The following is a 17812-nucleotide window of genomic DNA, read 5'->3' as shown; positions in this document are numbered from 1 at the left end:
ACCCGGCCCGGAAGCCGCACCCGGCCCGGAAGCCGCACCCGGCCCGGAAGCCGCACCCGGCCCGGAAGCCGCACCCGGCCCGGAAGCCGCACCCGGCCCGGAAGCCGCACCCGGTCCCACCCCGGCGGAGAGAGCCGCAGCCCCCACCCCGGCCCCCGAACCCGCACCCGAACCCGCACCGGAACCCGCCCCCGCCCCCACCCCCACCGGCGGAATCCGCAAATCCGCCAGAACCACCCCATCACTCTCATCCACCAACAGATCGAGCCGCCGCTCCACCCCCTCCAGCACCGCCCGAGCCGCGGCCACCGGCCCCGCCGGCACCCCGAGAGCCCGCGCGAGCGTCTGTGCCGCGCCGACGGGGACGACCGAAACCGCGCAGTCGGCGAGTTCCCGCTCGCGGTGGAGGGAGCCGACCGCCCGCAGCAGCGCCCGGTCGTCGCCGATCACCACGAGACGCCGCGTACCCCTTCTGGCCAGCGCTTTCGTGAAGTCTTCGGGGCCGTCGGGGAGGCAGACGCGGACGGCCGCACCCGCGCCGAGTACGTCCTTCGCGATCCGTACCGACTCACCGTCCGTGCGCCGGGCGACCGGGTCGATGACGACTAGCAGCTGGTCGCGAGCCGACACGTGCGTCCTTCCTCGGGTAGCATCTTTGTGCAAGAGCCCCTTGCGCTATTGCGCCAGGGGCTTCGTCTATTCCGGGGCAGCATCCAAGGCACACCCATACGGCGGCTACGGCCCCCAGACCTTGGACATGCCCCGCCCGGAAGGGGTGTACGCCTGTGCCCGCACTTGTGCTGCTCGGTGCTCAGTGGGGTGACGAAGGCAAGGGAAAGGCCACCGACCTGCTCGGTGGCTCGGTGGACTATGTGGTGCGCTACCAGGGCGGCAACAACGCCGGCCACACGGTTGTCGTAGGCGACCAGAAGTACGCGCTGCATCTCCTCCCTTCCGGGATTCTCTCCCCGGACTGTGTGCCTGTCATCGGCAACGGAGTCGTCGTCGACCCGTCGGTCCTGCTCTCCGAGCTGAGCGGTCTGAACGAGCGCGGCGTCGACACGTCGAAGCTGCTGATCAGCGGTAACGCGCACGTCATCACGCCGTACAACGTCACGGTCGACAAGGTGGGCGAGCGCTTCCTCGGGAAGAGGAAGATCGGTACCACCGGCCGCGGCATCGGTCCGACGTACGCCGACAAGATCAACCGCACCGGCATCCGCGTGCAGGACCTGTACGACGAGTCGATTCTGCAGCAGAAGGTCGAAGCGGCCCTGGAGCAGAAGAACCAGCTCCTGACGAAGGTGTTCAACCGCCGAGCGATCGAGGCGGAGCAGATCGTCGAGCAGCTCCTGGAGCACGGCGAGAACATCAAGCAGTACGTCGCCGACACGACGCTGATCCTGAACAACGCGCTCGACGACGACAAGGTCGTCCTCTTCGAGGGCGGCCAGGGCACGCTCCTGGACGTGGACCACGGCACGTACCCCTTCGTCACCTCCTCGAACCCGACCGCGGGCGGCGCCTGCACGGGTACGGGCGTCGGCCCGACGAAGATCAGCCGCGTCATCGGCATCCTGAAGGCCTACACCACGCGTGTCGGCGCGGGCCCGTTCCCGACGGAGCTCTTCGACCAGGACGGCGAGGACCTGCGCCGCATCGGTGGCGAGCGGGGCGTCACCACCGGCCGTGACCGCCGCTGCGGCTGGTTCGACGCGCCGATCGCGCGCTACGCGACCCGCGTGAACGGCCTGACGGACTTCTTCCTCACGAAGCTGGACGTCCTGACGGGCTGGGAGCAGATCCCGGTCTGCGTCGCGTACGAGATCGACGGCAAGCGCGTCGAGGAACTCCCGTACAACCAGACCGACTTCCACCACGCGAAGCCGGTCTACGAGTACCTCCCCGGCTGGTCCGAGGACATCACCAAGGCCCAGACCTTCTCCGACCTGCCGAAGAACGCGCAGGGGTACGTGAAGGCCCTGGAGGAGATGTCCGGCGCCCCGATCTCCGCGATCGGCGTGGGCCCGGGCCGCACGGAGACGATCGAGATCAACTCGTTCGTCTGATCTCCCCGTCCGCTGATCTTCCGGTTCGCCTGATCAGCGCACCCGAAGGGGTGGGCCGCGCCGAAGCGCGACCCACCCCTCTCGCGTCTCCTCCTCATGCCGGAGGGAGCGGTTCAGTACCCCTTGTCATACGTCAGCTCGCGGCTGCCGTCCGTGTCGGCGCGGCGGAGTTTGCCGTTGCCGAGGATCGTGATGACGCTCGGGTGGCCCGGTGTGCAGGACGCCATGGGTTCGCCGACCGTGATCTCGGTGGGGCCGATGAGCAGGCGGTCGCCGGACGCGGACTCCAGTTTTCCCCGGAAGACGCAGTGGTAGGTGCCGCCGGTGTCGGTCGGGCCGTCCGCCGTCACCGAGAGGACCGTGTCGCCCACCTCGCCCTGCCGGAGGGTGAGTTCGCGCGTGCTGTGACCGGTCTTGGTGTCGAGGCCGCCCGTCCAGGTGCCCAGGTACTTGTCGGGGACCGTGCCCTCCTCCGTGTCCGAGGCGGACGGCGAAGGGCTTGTCGGGTCCGGGGTCGAGGAGGTGGGTCCCGGCGTCCGCGAGGCGCTGCCCGCGTTGTTCTTGCTGTCGTGGCCCCCCTTCGTGCCGGTGCTGTCGCCCTTCATGACGGCGTAGACGGCGCCGCCCGCTCCGAGGGCCACTATCAACGCCACGACGATCAGCGCGGCGGTGGAACGGCCGCTGCGCCGCGGGGACCCGGGCGGCGGGACGGGCCCGTACGGGGGCGTGGCGCCCGGTCCGTAGGGAGGCGTGGAGCCGGGGCCGTACGCGGGGGTGGGGCCGTAGCCGGGCGGTGGTGCAGACTGCTGCTGCGCGTACTGCGGGTAGCCGTAGGCGGCGGCCTGGGGGTGCTGCCGCGGGTAGCCGTACGCCGGTGATCCGGGCGGCTGCGCGGGCGGCGGGGCCTGGCCCGACACCATGGTGGGCAGGTGGTTGAGGGGCGGCGTGGAGCCGGGTGTGCCGGGGGAGGGGGGAGACGGGGGTTGTGGGGGAGTGCCTTCGGCGGGGGCGTCAGCCTCCGAAGCGTCTTCGGCGGGGCCGCCCGTACCTGCCGCGGCGGCCCCGGCCCCCGCCGCCCCCGACGCCTCCTCCGGGTCCTCCGCGTCCAGCAACTGCACCGCGTGCCGCCCGAGTTGGGCCACCAGCGCGCCCGGCAGCCAGGGGTCGATCGTGCGGCCGTCGCCGAGCGCCTCCGCCGCGCCCGTCCGCTCCTGGATCTCGTCGAGCGAGGGCCGGTCCGCGGGGTCCTTGCGCAGGCACGCGGCGATGAGTTCGGTGAGGCTCTCCGGGAGGTCCGTCAGGTCCGGCTCCTCCTGCGCGATGCGGAACATCAGCGCGTGCACCCCGCTGTTGGCCGTACCGAAGGGCAGCGCCCCCGAGGCCGCGTACGCGAGGACGGAACCGAGGCAGAACACGTCGCAGGCCGGGGTGATGCGGTCCCCGCGCACCTGCTCCGGCGCCATGAAGCCGGGCGAGCCGACCAGCGCGCCGGTGCGCGTGAGACCGCCGTCGGTGACCGTCTCAAGGGCGCGGGCGATGCCGAAGTCGATGACGCGCGGGCCGTCGATCGTGACCAGGACGTTCGACGGCTTGAGGTCGCGGTGGACGATGCCCGCGGCGTGGATGTCGCGGAGCGCGCCCGCGAGCCCGGCCGCGAGGATGTTCACGGACCGTTCGGGCAGCGGGCCGTGGTCGTGCGAGACGACGCTCTGCAGCGAGGGCCCCGCCACGTACCCCGTGGCGACCCACGGGATCGCCGCCTCGGTGTCCGCGTCGAGGACCGGCGCCGTCCACGCGCCGCCGACCCGCCGCGCGGCCTGCACCTCCTGCCGGAAGCGGTTCCTGAACTCGTCCTGCTCGGCGAGTTCCTGGCGGACGAGTTTGACCGCCACCGTCCTGCCGCGGTCCGACCGCGCCAGGTACACCTGCCCCATGCCGCCGGCGCCGAGCCGCGCCAGCAGACGGTATGCCCCGATTCTCTGCGGATCTCCGGGTACGAGCTTCTCCATCGCCGCACCGACCTCCCCCACTGGTGTGCAACAGAGTGAGGATAGTGCGGCCGTACGGCAGGGTGGGGCCCTTCTGCGCTCTACGGTTGCATAACGGGTTCGCCGGGGGATCGAGGACGGGCTCTTAACGTCCATGAGGGGCGGCCTTAACCCGCCGTTCCCTAGCGTCCCCGGCATGGACAGCACCAGCACCCTGACCCTCGCCGCCCACCTGGGCGTCGATCTCGCCGCCGTCTCCCTGCTGACCTTCGGCGTCTTCTACCCGAGGCATCGCAGGCGCGAGCTCGTCCCCGCGTACCTCGCCCTGAACGTCGCGTTGTTCACGGTGGTCGCCGGGCTCGGGACCGTCGGCGACTCCGGCGGCAACGGCGGGCTCGCCCTCGGCTTCGGCCTCTTCGGCGTGCTCTCGATCGTGCGGCTGCGCTCCGACGCCCTGCAGCACAGGGAAGTGGCGTACTACTTCGTCACCCTGGTGCTCGGCCTGCTCTGCGGCCTTCCCGAGCTGCGCCTGCCGGTGGCCGCCGGACTCGCCGCCGTGCTGCTCGTGGTCATGTACGGCGCGGACCATCCGCGGCTGTTCGCACGCGACCGGCGGGCCGTCGTCACCCTGGACGCCGTCCACCGAGAGGAGGGGCCCCTGCGGGCCGATCTGGCGAGGCGGCTCGGGGAGCCGCTCGGGTGGACCGTCCAGGAAGTGGACTACGTACGCGACCTCATGGTGCTGGAAGTCCGTTTCCGTCAGCCGGAACCATCCGTGCCGCCCCGGGAGTTGACGGTACGACGACGCACGACCCGGTCCGACACGATCGCCCCCAGGTACCCGAAGGAGACCGTGTGAACCCCGCCGTACGCGCCATCGGCCGCGCCGCCCTCGCCGCGCACCCCATCGCGCTCGACGAAGTGAACGCAAGGGCGGAGCTGCTCGCCCGCTACGACAACAGCTATCTCGTGCCCGTGGAGATATTCGAGGACCTCGCGGCCCTGCTGACCGACCCCCGGCGGCCCAGCGGCCCCTTCCGGGCGCTCAGCATCGGCGGCCGGCGCTGGTTCCGCTACCACTCGACGTACTACGACACCCCCGACCTGGGCACCTTCCACGACCACCGGCAGGGCCGCCGACTGCGCTACCGGATCAGGGAGCGGGTCTACCAGGACAGCGGGGAGCGGCAGTTCGAGGTCAAGCTGAAGAGCGGGCGGGGCGAGACCGTCAAGCACCGCCAGCGGCTCGAAGGCGACGACCACGCGCTCGACCCGGTGCGGCTCGGCTTCCTCGCGGGGGTGCTGCGGGGTTCCTACGACATCGAGGCGCCCGGCGGCCTCGCCCCGTCCCTCGTGACCGAGTACCAGCGGGCGACCTTCGTCGCCGACGGGCAGCGCGTCACATGCGACGCGGGGCTCGTCGTGCGGGACACGGTGACGGGACGCAGCGCCGCCGCCGACAGCGGTCTGGTCCTGGTGGAGACGAAGACCAAGGGGCACCTGACGGAGGCCGACCGGGTGCTGCACCGCTACGGGGTGCGGGCCGCCGACTTCACCAAGTACTGCGGGGGGTATGCCGCGGTCCGGCCGGAGCTCGGGATCAACAAGTGGGCGCGCTCGGTGCGGACGGCGTTCCCCCGGGGGGCACGGGCGGGAAGCTGAGGGTGACGCGGGCGCCGGTGGCCTGTCGCGAGGTCCCGGCGCCCCCGTTCGCCGTCTCGAAGCGGCCGCCCGCCTCCTCGGCGGTGCGGCGGGCGATGTCCAGGCCGAGACCCGTGGAGCCCGCGCCGCTCGTGCCGCGGTCGGGGGCGCTCCCGTCGGGGAAGCCGGGGCCCTTGTCGGCGACGGTCAGCTCCGCGCCGCCTTCGGGCGTACGGCGGACCGTGATGGTGAACGCCGTGCCCTGCGGCGTGTGGTCCAGGACATTGCCGATCAACGCGTCGAGGGCCGCGGCGAGTTCGTCGCCGGGGACCGGCACCAGGACCTCGTGGTCGGGTGTCGTGGTGCGGGTGGCGCGGTTCTGGTCCTCCGCGAGCGGCTCCCAGAACGCGGCCCGTTCGCGTGTCACCGCCGCCAGATCGGCCCGCGGCGCCTCGCGCAGGGGGCGCCGCGCCTTGCGGATCACGTCGTCGACGCTGCGTTCCAGGGCCGCGACGTCCGCCGCGACGCGCCGCGCCCCTTCCGTGTCGCCGAGGGCCTCCGCGTCCAGGCGCAGCGCGGCGACCGGGGTACGCAGGCGGTGGGCCAGGTCGGCGGCGTTCTCCCGCTCGGCGGCGAGCAGTTCGTCGATACGGGCCGCGAGGCGGTTCAGTTCGCCCGCGATCAGGCGCAGTTCGGGCGGTCCCTCCGGTTCGGCGCGGGCCGACAGGTCGCCCGCGGCCAGCCGGTCGGCGGTGCGGGCCAGCCGTCGGGTGGCCCCGACCAGGCGCGCGCCGAGCCGGTCGGCGAGCAGGAGGCCGATGAGGACGAGCCCCACGCCGATGCCGGCGAGCACGAGCCACGACGTGAGGGTGCCCGCGTACAACTGCTTCTCGCCGATCGTCACCTGGACCACCGCCGTGCCGTCCTTCGCGCCCTGGACGGGGACCAGGACGAGGCGGCTGCCGGAACTCGTCTCGTAGGTGAAGGCGCGGCCCGTGCGGGCGAGGCGGACGGGGTCCGTGACGGAGGGGCCGTGGTGCGGGTGCTCACCGATGACCGTGCCGTCGGCGAGGATCAGCGAAGTGCTGGGCAGGCCGGGCCCGTTGACGCTCTCCACCGTCTGCTCGGCCGTCCCGCGCTCGTCGGCGGTCGCCAGGGCGGGGCCCAGGGCGTGGGCCACCCACTGGGCGCGGGCGGTGGCCTCGGCGGTGGCGCGGTCGGCGGCGTGGGTGCGGGTCAGCAGGGTGAGCGGGACGAGGAGGGCGGTGAGGACCAGGGCGGTGGTCGCCGCGGTCAGCAGGAGGAGGCTGCGGCGCATCGGTCAGTCCGCGTCCCGGCCCTCGGGGGCCGCGAGCTTCACGCCGACCGTGCGGACCGTGTGCAGGTAGCGGGGCCGCTGGGCGGTCTCGCCCAACTTCCGCCGCAGCCACGACAGATGTACGTCGACGGTCTTGTCGGCGCCGCCGAGCGGCTGCTGCCAGACCTCGGCGAGGAGTTCACGGCGCGAGACGACCTGGCCGGGGCGGCGGGCCAGGTAGGCGAGCAGGTCGAACTCGCGGGGCGTGAGGTCCAGGGCGGCGTCGTCCAGGGTGACCTCGCGGGCGGCCGGGTCGATGGTGAGCGCCCCGACGCGCAGCGGCTCCTCCGTACCGCTCGCCCCGAGGCGGCGCAGCACGGCCTTGATCCTGGCGTCCAGCTGTGCGGCGCCGAAGGGTTTGACGATGTAGTCGTCGGCGCCCGCTTCGAGGACGGTGACCATCTGGGGCTCGTCGTCGCGGGCCGTCGCCACGATGACGGGGACGTCGCTGACCGCGCGCAGCATCCGGAGGACCTGCGCGCCGTCGACGTCCGGCAGGCCGAGGTCGAGGACGACCAGGTCGGGCCCGTCCGTCACCGCGGCGTCGAGCCCGGCCATGCCGTTGGGCGCGGTCGCCACGGCGTGCCCCTTGTCGCGCAGGGCCCGTACGAGGGCGCCGCGGAGCTGGGGATCGTCCTCGACGACGAGAAGATGTGCCATACAACCACCGTAGTCAGGGGTGGGGGCGGGGCCTTGTCCGGGTCAGGACGTGCTCAGGGCGTGCTCAGGACGCGCTCTTAACCGGGCGTTAGGAAACGATGCGGCACAGTGGCGGGATGAGGAAGTGGCGGAACGCCGTCGTGACGGCGGCGTGGGTGGCCGTGGGGACGGCGGCGGGGGCGTTGGGCGCGTGGCAGCTGGCGAGTTCCGACGGGGAGGGCGGGGCGGCGCACAGTCGTCCGTTGGACGAGGCGGCGGTGCGGAGGGCTCTGGCGGCGTCGTCCGCGCACCCTTCGGCTTCCGCGCCCCCGAAGTCCCCCTCGTCCCCGTCCCCCTCCTCCTCGCACCCGTCCTCGTTTCCCTCGGCGACCGCCTCCCCGGAACGCTCCACCGTCCGCTTCACGGGGGGATCGGCCACGGCGGAGTGCCGCTCCGACGGGACGGTCTACCTGGTGTCCTGGAGTCCAGCGGACGGCTTCCACATCGACGACGACGTGGAGCGGGGGCCTTCGGCGGTTGCCCGCCTTGAGGCGGAGCCGGGCGATGACGACGAGCGGGAGGACCTTCCGTACGAGATCCGCTGCGGGCGGTCGGGCCCCTGGGCCAAGGTGGTCCCGGACCTGGACGACTGACGCCCGCCCCTTGCGCCTGCGGCGCGCTCCTTGTGCCTGCGGCGCTCCTTGTGCCTGCGGCGCTCCTTCCGTCTGCGGCCCGCCCGTGGCTGGTCGCGCAGTTCCCCGCGCCCCTGAAGCAAGACCCGCGGCCCCCACCCGCAAAGGTGACGCCCAGGGCAGCCTCGTCCCCCGGGCCCCGCCCCTGAAGCAAGACCCGCGGCCCCCACCCGCAAAGGCGACGCCCAAGGCAGCCTCGTCCCCCGGGCCCCGCCCCTGAAGCAAGACCCGCGGCCCCCACCCGCAAAGGCGACGCCCAGGGCAGCCTCGTCCCCCGGGCCCCGCCCCTCAAAACCCCCGCCACCCGACACTCTGTCGGGTTCCGCGACACACGTCAGACAAGACGCCCATGTCCCGTCCACTCCGTGGACACTTACCCTCGGCCCCATGACCCCTCAGCCGAATCCCCAGGTCGGCGCCGCCGTGAAGGCCGCGGACCGCGCACACGTCTTTCACTCCTGGTCCGCACAGGAGCTCATCGACCCGCCCGCGATCGCCGGCGCCGACGGCTCGTACTTCTGGGACTACGAAGGAAACCGCTACCTCGACTTCACCAGCGGCCTCGTCTACACCAACATCGGGTACCAGCACCCGAAGGTCGTCGCCGCGATCCAGGAGCAGGCGGCGACGATGACGACGTTCGCGCCCGCCTTCGCCGTCGAGGCCCGCTCCGAGGCCGCACGCCTCATCGCCGAGCGGACCCCGGGCGACCTGGACAAGATCTTCTTCACCAACGGCGGCGCCGACGCCGTCGAGCACGCCGTGCGGATGGCCCGCCTGCACACGGGGCGCCCCAAGGTTCTCTCGGCGTACCGCTCGTACCACGGCGGCACCCAGCAGGCCATCAACCTCACCGGCGACCCGCGCCGCTGGGCCTCCGACACCGGCACGTCGGGCGTCGTCCGCTTCTGGGCGCCGTTCCTCTACCGCTCCCGCTTCTACGCGCAGACCGAGGCGCAGGAGTGCGAGCGCGCGCTCCAGCACCTTGAGGACACCCTCGTCTTCGAGGGCCCCGGCACCGTCGCCGCGATCATCCTGGAGACGATCCCCGGCACCGCGGGCATCATGACCCCGCCCCCCGGCTACCTCGCCGGCGTCCGCGCGCTCTGCGACAAGTACGGCATCGTCTTCGTCCTGGACGAGGTCATGGCGGGCTTCGGACGGACCGGCGAGTGGTTCGCCGTCGACCACTTCGACGGCGTCACGCCGGACCTGATGACCTTCGCCAAGGGCGTGAACTCGGGATACGTGCCGCTCGGCGGCGTCGCCATCTCCGCGGAGATCGCGGAGACCTTCGCCAGGCGCCCCTACCCCGGCGGCCTCACCTACTCCGGCCACCCGCTGGCCTGCGCCGCCGCTGTCGCCACGATCAACGTCATGGCGGAGGAAGGCGTCGTCGAGCACGCCGCCGCCCTCGGCGCCCAGGTCATCGAGCCGGGCCTGCGCGCGCTCGCCGAGCGCCACCCGTCGGTCGGCGAGGTGCGCGGCGTCGGCATGTTCTGGGCCCTCGAGCTGGTGAAGGACCGGGAGACCCGCGAGCCGCTCGTGCCGTACAACGCGACCGGCGAGGCGAACGCCCCGATGGCCGCGTTCGGCGCCGCCGCCAAGAAGCAGGGCCTGTGGCCGTTCATCAACATGAACCGCACCCACGTGGTCCCGCCGTGCAACATCACGGAGGCCGAGGCGAAGGAGGGCCTCGCGGCGCTCGACGAGGCGCTGACCGCGGCGGACGAGTACACGGTGTAGCCCGCCCGCACCCCCCGGTGACGGCCCCGGTGCCGGAACCCCGACCACGTAGTCTGACGTGCTCGTAAGCAAGACGACAGCACGACGACAGCATGACGACCACGTCAGACTCCGTGGGGGAATCCAGATGCCCGGCACCGACGGCTCCGCCGTCATCCGCAGCACCCTGCGCCAGCAGATCGCCGACGCCCTGCGCGACGAGGTCCTGGCCGGCCGGCTGGAACCCGGCCAGGAGTTCACCGTCAAGGAGATAGCCGAGCAGTACGGCGTCTCCGCGACCCCCGTCCGCGAGGCCCTGGTCGACCTCACCGCGCAGGGCCTCCTCGACGCCGACCAGCACCGCGGCTTCCGCGTCCACGAGCACACCCTCGCGGACTACCGCTCCATGCTGGAGGCCCGCGGCCTCGTCGCCGACGGCATCTTCCGCGACCTCGTCGCCCACGGCTCCCGCGAGGACGCCGGCGCCGGCCTGATCTCCGTGCGTCGCCGCGGCGAGGAAGCGGCCCGCGCGGCCTGCGCCGGCGACCTGACTGTCCTGATCGGCTACGACCTGCGCTTCTGGCGCGAGCTCAGCGCCCTCTTCGGCAACCCCTACCTCTCCGACTTCCTGCACCGGCTGCGCGTGAAGTCCTGGGTCTGCGCCGTCACCCACCTCCGCCGCTGGTCCGAGAGCAGCGGCGAGGACCTGCGGGGCCTCCTGTGGTCCCGGCACACCGAACTCGTCGACGCCCTGGCGCGCCGCGACCCGCGGACCGCCCACGGCATCGTCGAGGAGTACAACGCGCACTCCCTCGCCCTGATCGAGCGACTGGCCGCCGCATGAGCGTGGATCTGACCGTCGTCGTCCCCGCGTACAACGAGGAGCGGCGCCTCGGCCCCACCCTCGACGCGCTGCGCGAGCACCTGGACGGGACGGACGCCGGCACCTGGGAGCTGATCGTCGTCGACGACGGCTCCACCGACCGCACCGCGGAGATCGCCGAGGAGGCGGCCGAAGCCGACCCCCGCGTCCACCTCCTGAGCAGCGACCGCAACCGCGGCAAGGGCCACGCCCTGCGCCTCGGCGTCCTGGCCTCCTACGGCCGCCGCGTCCTGGTCACCGACGCCGACCTCGCCGCGCCCATCGAGGAGCTCGACCACCTGGAGAAGGCGCTCACCGACGGCCACGCCGCCGCGATCGGCTCCCGCGCCCGCCCCGGCGCGAGCATCGGCGCCCACCAGCACCGGCTGCGCGAGCTGCTGGGACGTACCGGCAACTTCGTCATACGCACGGTCGCCGTCCCCGGAATCCGCGACACCCAGTGCGGCTTCAAGCTCTTCGACGGCGACCGGGCCCGAGAGGCGTTCGCCTCGTCCAGGCTGCACGGCTGGGGCATAGACGTCGAGATACTGCAGTACTTCCGGCGGGCGGGCTGGCCCGTCGCCGAGGTCCCCGTGCGCTGGTCGCACCAGGAGGGATCGAAGGTCAGGCCGCTGGACTACGTGCGGGTCCTCGCCGAGCTGACCGCCCTGAAGGCCCGCGCGGTGAACCGGGCCGACGTCCGCGTCGCCCTCCTCTTCCTGACCCTGTCGGTCATCCTCTTCTCCGGCCGCCTGCTGGACCCCGCGCACCGCTACTTCCCCGACTCCATGCAGGACCAGAACCAGTGGGAGTGGTTCTTCGCGGTGACTGCGGACAACGTCCGCCACCTTCACAACCCCCTCTTCACCACTCTGCAGAACATGCCGGACGGCGTGAACCTCATGGCCAACACGGTCATGCTCGGCCTCTCCGTCCCGCTCGCCCCCGTCACCTGGCTCCTCGGCCCCGCCGCCGCCCTGAACGTGGCGATGACCGGCGGCCTCGCCGCCACCGCCGTCTCCTGGTACTGGCTGATCCGCAGGCGCCTGGTCCCGCACCGCGGCGCCGCCGCCGTCGGCGCGGCCCTCGCCGCCTTCGCGCCCCCGATGGTCAGCCACGCCAACGCCCACCCGAACTTCGTCGTCCTCTTCATGATCCCGCTGATCATCGACAGGGCGCTGCGGCTCTGCGAGGGCACCCGCGTCGTACGCGACGGAGTCGTCCTCGGCCTCTTCACCACGTACCAGATCTTCCTCGGCGAGGAACCGCTCCTCCTCGCCGCGCTCGGGCTGCTGCTCTTCGCCCTCGCGTACGGGATCGTCCGCAGGGACGTGGCGAAGGCCTCCTGGCGCCCGCTCGCCCGCGGCACCGCGGTGGCGCTCGCCGTCACCGTGCCGCTGGTCGCCTTCCCCCTGTACTGGCAGTTCTTCGGGCCGCAGAGCTACAAGAGCGTGCTCCACGGCGACCAGGCGGGCAACAGCCCGCTCGCCTTCCTCTCCTTCGCGGAACGCTCCCTCGCGGGCAGCGCCGAGAGCTCCGACCCGCTCGCGCTGAACCGCACCGAGCAGAACGCCTTCTTCGGCTGGCCGCTCGTCGCCCTGGCCTTCGCCATCGTCGTACGCCTCTGGGAGCGCCCGGCGGTCAAGGCGCTCGCCGCCACCGTGTTCGGGGCGGCGCTGCTCTCGCTGGGCCAGAAGTTCCGCATCCCGCTGACCGACATCGTCCTCCCCGGCCCCTGGGCGGCGCTCTCCGACCGTCCGCTCTTCGAGTCCGTCATCGAGGCGCGCGTGGCGATGGTGTGCGCCCCGGCGCTCGGCATGCTGCTCGCGCTCGCCCTGGCCCGCCTGCCGGCCCTCCCGCGCCGTGCCCACCGGTACGCGGGCGTCGCTGCCGTCGCCCTCGCGCTGCTGCCGGTCCTGCCCGCGCCGCTGAAGGCGGTGGACCGCGCCGAGGTGCCGCCGTTCATCGCGAAGGGCACCTGGCGCGCGTACCTGGGCGAGGGCGAGACCCTCGTCCCGGTCCCGGTGCCGGACGCCGCCCACGCGGAGGCCCTGCACTGGCAGACCAGCGCCGACCTGGCCTTCCGCATCCCCGGCGGCTACTTCAACGGTCCCTGGGGCCCGGACCGCGTCGGCATTTACGGGCCCGTGCCCCGCAACACGTCCAACCTCCTGCGCGGCGTCGGCGACTCGGGCCGCGTCCCCGAGGTCACTCCGGCCTGGCGCGCCGCGGCCCGCGAGGACCTGAGGTTCTGGAACGCGGGCGTCGTCGTCCTGCCGCCGCAGCAGAACGACGGACAACTGCGCATCACCGTCAGCGCCCTCCTCGGTCGCCCCGGAAAATGGGTGGACGGCGTATGGGTATGGGACCTGCACCCGGGCAAGGGAAGGGCAGGAACGGCGGGAGCGCCGGGGACGACAGGAACGGCCGTGCACGAGGGCAGCTGACAGGCCCCGTCCCCGACTACGCTGCCTGCCACGCCGGACGCCGACGCACAGCGAGAGCGCCGGTGTCCCCGCGCCATTCGTACCGTCCGAACGACCGACCCGAGGAGCCCTTCTTGGCCTGCGACCTGTGGCTGGTCCCCCTCGTCGACGTGCTGTGCCACAGCGCCGACAATCCCTTCGCGGAAGAGCTCGCCGTCTACGACAAGGCGCTGCACGAGGCCGGGCTCCCGGCCGTCCCGGTCTTCGCCTACATGCCGGGCCTGTCCGGCGACGTCGCCCCGGTCGCGGGCTTCGACTACGACGCGCTGCATTTCCTGCGCCGCGCCTACCTCCTGCGGATCTGCGGCCTGGAGGTCACGCCGGTCGACGAGCTGGGCGGTGACTACGAACAGCTCCTGGAGATGTTCGACGCCACGGCACAGCAGTCGCACCTGGTCTGGCACTACGACCACGCGGGCGCGTACGTGCCGGTGGACTTCCCCGCCCCGCTCTCCAACGACGAGTTGCTCTCCGGCGGCGGCCCGCTGGGCTCCTCGCAGGGGCTCCTGCGCGAGCTGGAGTTCGTCGCCCCCTCGATCGGCATAGACCCGGCGAACCCGCCGCAGGCCCCGGCCCCGCCCCGGGCGCCCACGGCCCTGGAGGAACCGGCCACCGTGCCCCCGTCGGACGAGAGCCCCTTCGCGCGGGAGCGGCACGTCTGGCTCGGCCTGCACGCGGCGGCGACCCGGAGCCTTGCGCAAGGCTCGATGATCGTCTACAGCTAGCCTTCGCAACCGTCTCCGCAACCGTCTCCGCAGCCCGTCTCCGCAGCCCGTCTTCGCAGCCCGTCTCCGCCGCGCCGATGAGTTCGTGCGGTCCGTGCGGTCTACCCGTCGTCGCCCACGCATCGTCGGTGACACATGAGGAGGAGCAGGACCCGTGCCACAGTTACTGAAAGTCCAGAACTTCACCGTCTCGCAGGACGGCTTCGGCGCAGGTGAGGGCCAGAGCCTGGAGCGGCCCTTCGGCCACGCCGACCCGAGGGTCATGGCCGCCTGGGCCGGTGCCACGGCGAGCTGGCCGAACCGCACCGACTCCGGCGGGACCCGCGGTCTCGACGACTACCTCGCGCGGGACTTCCACCACAACATCGGCGCCGAGATCATGGGCCGCAACAAGTTCGGGCCCCAGCGCGGGCCCTGGCAGGACCACGAGTGGCGTGGCTGGTGGGGCGAGGAGCCGCCGTTCCACACGCCGGTGTTCGTGATGACCCACCACGTACGCCCGTCGTTCACGCTCTCCGACACCACGTTCCACTTCGTCGACGGCGACCCCGCCACGGTCCTTCAGCAGGCGAAGGATGCGGCGCAGGGCAAGGACGTACGCCTCGGCGGCGGCGCCACGGTCATCCGCGAGTTCCTGGCGGCCGACCTGGTCGACACCCTGCACGTGGCGGTCTGCGAGGTGAAGCTGGGCTCCGGCACCCGGCTCTGGGAGTCCCCCGACGAACTGCGCGACCGCTTCCACGTGGACGTCGTGCCCAGCCCGAGCGGTGTGACCCACCACTTGTTCTGGCGGAAGTAGCCCCGGCCGTACACCTGGTACCGGGGGATCAGCTGGTACCGGGGGATCAGCTGGTACCGCGGGATCAGCGCGGCTCCGGCGGTCGCTGGCGGGGCATGTTCGGCCGGGTCCCGGGCGGCAGCGGGAACCGTCCCGGGGCGGCGGGCGCCTCCCGGGGCGGGCTGACCGGCACCATCGCCTGCATGGCAAGGGGCACGGGCCCCGCCCGGAACTCCACCATCCAGTCCGACGTCTCCGCCCGCACCAGCTCCGTCACGTCCTCCGTGAACTTCCGCAGCACCCCGAGACACCGCTCGGCGGCCTCGCCCGCGGTGCCCTCGGTGGGCCCGAGGACCTCCCGTACGCTCTCCGAGGCCCAGTCGAACTGCAGCACCTGGAGCCTGCGCTGCACGGCCTGCGCCGTCGCCACGTCCCGCATCCACCCGGACGTGAGCCCGAAGAACCGGTCGCACCCCACGCACGCCACCCCGGCGAGCAGCGAGACGAACCCCCAGGAGGCCACGGGCCCCACGCCTCCGGACAGCTCGATGAGCGGCAGCACCCCGCCGCCCACGGCGCCCAGCGCGGCACCGGCCCGCAGCAGCCGCGCCGCACGCCGCTTGCGGCCGCGGTCGGTGAGGTACCAGGAGGCGGTGTTCAGGGCGCCGCGCTCGACCCAGCGGTACAGCTCGTCCAGCCGGTCGGCGGGTTCGCCCCAGTCGCCGAGCGGAAAGGCCCGGCCGGTGAGATCACCGAGCAGCGCGCCGGGACCCGCACCGGCCCTCGGGTCCGCCCCCGCCGCCCCCGCACCCGGTTCCGGATTCGCCCCGCCCCCCGAACCCTGCCCCTCGGGGGGCACCCCCTCGGGCTGCATCTCCGGCTGGCTCACCCGGCACTCCTCCAGATCGCGCGTATCGGCGGGGGTTCAAGGACAGGCCCTAATTCCTACCGCCCAATGGGTGGCCCCGAGACTGGGTTCACGGCTTTTCTACCCGGAAGGGGTGCTTGATCAGGTATAGGAGGGCGGCCGATCTCACTCGAAAGTGTGCCGGGGAGAGTGCTGGGGCGACCCGCCCGCCGACCACGTAGGCTCGGACCAGGCGGAAAATCCCGCTGGACGGACCCGTACGAAACGGAGCTGATCGTGATCCCCGGTGGTGGCCAGCCCAACATGCAGCAGCTGCTGCAGCAGGCCCAGAAGATGCAGCAGGACCTCGCCGCGGCGCAGGAGGAACTGGCGCGCACGGAGGTGGAAGGCCAGGCCGGCGGCGGCCTCGTCAAGGCGACGGTGAACGGCTCCGGTGAGCTCCGCGGCCTGGTGATCGACCCGAAGGCGGTCGACCCCGAGGACACGGAGACACTGGCGGACCTGGTCGTCGCGGCGGTCCAGGCGGCCAACGAGAACGCGAATGCGCTCCAGCAGGAGAAGCTGGGCCCGCTGGCCCAGGGCCTGGGCGGCGGCGGCATCCCGGGGCTTCCCTTCTAAGAAACCCCCCGGCCAACTACCGTACGTAGAGGGCCGACACCCTCCAGAGGACTTCAGGAAAGGCGTTCCGTGTACGAAGGCGTGGTTCAGGACCTCATCGACGAGTTGGGCAGGCTGCCCGGCGTCGGTCCCAAGAGCGCGCAGCGGATCGCCTTCCACATCCTCCAGGCGGAGCCGACGGACGTCCGCCGTCTCGCGCACGCCCTGATCGAGGTGAAGGACAAGGTCCGCTTCTGCGCGACCTGTGGGAACGTCGCGCAGGAGGAGCTCTGCAACATCTGCCGCGACCCGCGCCGCGACCTCTCGGTGATCTGCGTCGTCGAGGAGCCGAAGGACGTCGTGGCGATCGAGCGTACGCGCGAGTTCCGGGGGAAGTACCACGTCCTGGGGGGCGCGATCAGCCCGATCGAGGGCGTGGGCCCGGACGATCTGCGGATACGCGAACTCCTCGCGCGGCTTGCGGACGGCACGGTCACGGAGTTGATCCTGGCCACCGACCCGAACCTGGAGGGCGAGGCCACGGCCACGTACCTCGCGCGCATGATCAAGCCCATGGGCCTGAAGGTCACCCGCCTGGCCAGCGGACTCCCTGTCGGGGGAGATCTGGAATACGCGGACGAGGTCACTTTGGGCCGCGCCTTCGAGGGGAGACGACTCCTAGATGTCTGACGCCACGCTGAACACCGTGACCGACAACCCGGACGACTTCGCGGTGCAGATCTCCGACCAGATCGAGAGCTTCATCGTCTCGGTCAGGGAGATCGCGAAGGGCGACGAGCCGGATTCGGCCGTCCCCTTCCTCCTCCTGGAGGTCTCCCAGCTGCTCCTGGCCGGCGGCCGCCTCGGCGCGCACGAGGACATCGTCCCCGACGAGCGGTACGAGCCGGACCTCGGCCCCGAGCAGGACGTCGACGACCTGCGCGAACGCCTGGCCCTGATGCTCGACCCGATCGACGTCTACTCCGAGGTCTTCGACCCGTACGAGCCCCGCAAGGCCCCGGTGCCCTGCCGCATCTCGGACGACCTGGCGGACGTCGTCGCCGACCTCTGCCACGGCCTGGCCCACTACCGGGCGGGCCGCACGACCGAGGCCCTGTGGTGGTGGCAGTTCTCCTACTTCTCCAACTGGGGCTCCACGGCTTCGGGCGCCCTGCGCGCCCTGCAGTCCCTGGTGGCCCACGTCCGCCTGAACCAGCCCCTGGAAGACCTCGACGGCCTCGACACCGACGAGGACCTGGCGGCGGAGGGCCTGGAGGAGGAGGCGGGCAAGGTGATGGCGGAGGAGATCGCGGGACCGCTTGGTCTTCGGACGGTGAAGTAACCCGTCCCTGTACCAGCTCCGCCCTGGCTCTGCACTGTGCCGC

Annotated in this window: 18 protein-coding genes; 12 read left to right on the top strand and 6 right to left on the bottom strand. The window is 72.3% G+C overall.

Annotated elements, in window-relative coordinates; all coding sequences use genetic code 11:
* Nucleotides 1–630 (bottom strand): diacylglycerol kinase family protein (locus AC07DI_RS27455; protein ID WP_478906606.1); only part of this gene is annotated, 630 nt, incomplete at its 3' end.
* Nucleotides 631–785: 155 nt separating this feature from the next.
* Between AC07DI_RS27455 and AC07DI_RS27450 the strand changes: the two genes are divergently transcribed.
* Nucleotides 786–2069, top strand: coding sequence for an adenylosuccinate synthase (locus tag AC07DI_RS27450; protein ID WP_384260367.1), 1284 nt, complete (start codon nt 786–788; stop codon nt 2067–2069).
* 113 nt (nt 2070–2182) lie between these two features.
* Here AC07DI_RS27450 and AC07DI_RS27445 read toward each other — a convergent pair whose 3' ends face one another.
* Nucleotides 2183–4078 carry a serine/threonine-protein kinase gene (locus AC07DI_RS27445; RefSeq protein WP_478906603.1) on the bottom strand — a complete coding sequence of 632 codons (1896 nt, stop codon included), beginning with the start codon at nt 4076–4078 and terminating at the stop codon, nt 2183–2185.
* A 175-nt stretch (nt 4079–4253) separates the two neighbouring features.
* Between AC07DI_RS27445 and AC07DI_RS27440 the strand changes: the two genes are divergently transcribed.
* Both AC07DI_RS27440 and AC07DI_RS27435 read left to right on the top strand, forming a co-directional pair.
* Nucleotides 4254–4916 carry a DUF4956 domain-containing protein gene (locus AC07DI_RS27440; protein ID WP_384260362.1) on the top strand — a complete coding sequence of 221 codons (663 nt, stop codon included), beginning with the start codon at nt 4254–4256 and terminating at the stop codon, nt 4914–4916.
* A complete protein-coding gene (locus tag AC07DI_RS27435; protein ID WP_478906602.1) occupies nt 4913–5719 on the top strand; it encodes a VTC domain-containing protein in 807 nt (268 codons plus the stop codon). Before AC07DI_RS27440 ends, AC07DI_RS27435 begins: the two co-directional genes overlap by 4 nt.
* On the opposite strand, the gene AC07DI_RS27430 is transcribed toward AC07DI_RS27435, so the two are convergent.
* The 3 genes from AC07DI_RS27430 to AC07DI_RS27420 form a co-directional block, all read right to left on the bottom strand.
* On the bottom strand, nt 5658–7016 hold the full coding sequence (locus tag AC07DI_RS27430; RefSeq protein WP_478906600.1) for a sensor histidine kinase: 1359 nt from the start codon (nt 7014–7016) through the stop codon (nt 5658–5660). The two genes, AC07DI_RS27435 and AC07DI_RS27430, sit on opposite strands and share 62 nt — an antisense overlap.
* A 3-nt stretch (nt 7017–7019) precedes the next feature.
* Nucleotides 7020–7715 (bottom strand): response regulator transcription factor, encoded by a 696-nt coding sequence (locus AC07DI_RS27425; RefSeq protein WP_478906597.1) that lies wholly within the window; start codon nt 7713–7715, stop codon nt 7020–7022.
* Nucleotides 7716–7803: 88 nt separating this feature from the next.
* A complete protein-coding gene (locus AC07DI_RS27420; protein WP_478906595.1) occupies nt 7804–8133 on the bottom strand; it encodes a hypothetical protein in 330 nt (109 codons plus the stop codon).
* 34 nt (nt 8134–8167) lie between these two features.
* Between AC07DI_RS27420 and AC07DI_RS27415 the strand changes: the two genes are divergently transcribed.
* From AC07DI_RS27415 to AC07DI_RS27390, 6 genes are all read left to right on the top strand, one after another.
* A complete protein-coding gene (locus AC07DI_RS27415; protein ID WP_384260349.1) occupies nt 8168–8347 on the top strand; it encodes a hypothetical protein in 180 nt (59 codons plus the stop codon).
* Between the two features lie 426 nt (nt 8348–8773).
* Nucleotides 8774–10132, top strand: a complete 1359-nt coding sequence (locus AC07DI_RS27410) for an aminotransferase class III-fold pyridoxal phosphate-dependent enzyme (RefSeq protein WP_478906593.1) — start codon at nt 8774–8776, stop codon at nt 10130–10132.
* Nucleotides 10133–10259: 127 nt separating this feature from the next.
* A complete protein-coding gene (locus AC07DI_RS27405) occupies nt 10260–10955 on the top strand; it encodes a GntR family transcriptional regulator (protein WP_384260345.1) in 696 nt (231 codons plus the stop codon).
* The gene (locus AC07DI_RS27400; protein WP_478906590.1) at nt 10952–13420 is read left to right on the top strand and encodes a dolichyl-phosphate beta-glucosyltransferase; all 2469 of its coding nucleotides are present in this window, start codon (nt 10952–10954) and stop codon (nt 13418–13420) included. The genes AC07DI_RS27405 and AC07DI_RS27400 overlap by 4 nt, the downstream gene beginning before the upstream one ends.
* A gap of 113 nt (nt 13421–13533) precedes the next feature.
* Entirely contained in the window at nt 13534–14184 is a 651-nt protein-coding gene (locus AC07DI_RS27395) for a hypothetical protein (RefSeq protein WP_384260340.1), read from the top strand.
* Nucleotides 14185–14338: 154 nt separating this feature from the next.
* The gene (locus AC07DI_RS27390; protein ID WP_478906588.1) at nt 14339–14983 is read left to right on the top strand and encodes a dihydrofolate reductase family protein; all 645 of its coding nucleotides are present in this window, start codon (nt 14339–14341) and stop codon (nt 14981–14983) included.
* Nucleotides 14984–15047: 64 nt separating this feature from the next.
* Here AC07DI_RS27390 and AC07DI_RS27385 read toward each other — a convergent pair whose 3' ends face one another.
* Nucleotides 15048–15851: an SLATT domain-containing protein gene (locus tag AC07DI_RS27385; protein WP_384260335.1), complete on the bottom strand. Its 804-nt coding sequence runs from the start codon at nt 15849–15851 to the stop codon at nt 15048–15050.
* A gap of 255 nt (nt 15852–16106) precedes the next feature.
* On the opposite strand from AC07DI_RS27385, the gene AC07DI_RS27380 reads away from it, so the two are divergent.
* From AC07DI_RS27380 to AC07DI_RS27370, 3 genes are all read left to right on the top strand, one after another.
* Nucleotides 16107–16448: a YbaB/EbfC family nucleoid-associated protein gene (locus AC07DI_RS27380; RefSeq protein ID WP_384260333.1), complete on the top strand. Its 342-nt coding sequence runs from the start codon at nt 16107–16109 to the stop codon at nt 16446–16448.
* A gap of 69 nt (nt 16449–16517) precedes the next feature.
* Entirely contained in the window at nt 16518–17117 is a 600-nt protein-coding gene (gene recR / locus AC07DI_RS27375; protein WP_389717611.1) for a recombination mediator RecR, read from the top strand.
* Nucleotides 17110–17769, top strand: a complete 660-nt coding sequence (locus AC07DI_RS27370; RefSeq protein WP_384260328.1) for a DUF5063 domain-containing protein — start codon at nt 17110–17112, stop codon at nt 17767–17769. Before recR ends, AC07DI_RS27370 begins: the two co-directional genes overlap by 8 nt.
* Nucleotides 17770–17812 lie beyond the last annotated feature (43 nt).

This window comes from Streptomyces sp. NPDC044106, from assembly GCF_056433985.1.
Note: the sequence above shows the minus strand (reverse complement) of the source record. Positions and strands in the feature narration are given on the sequence as shown.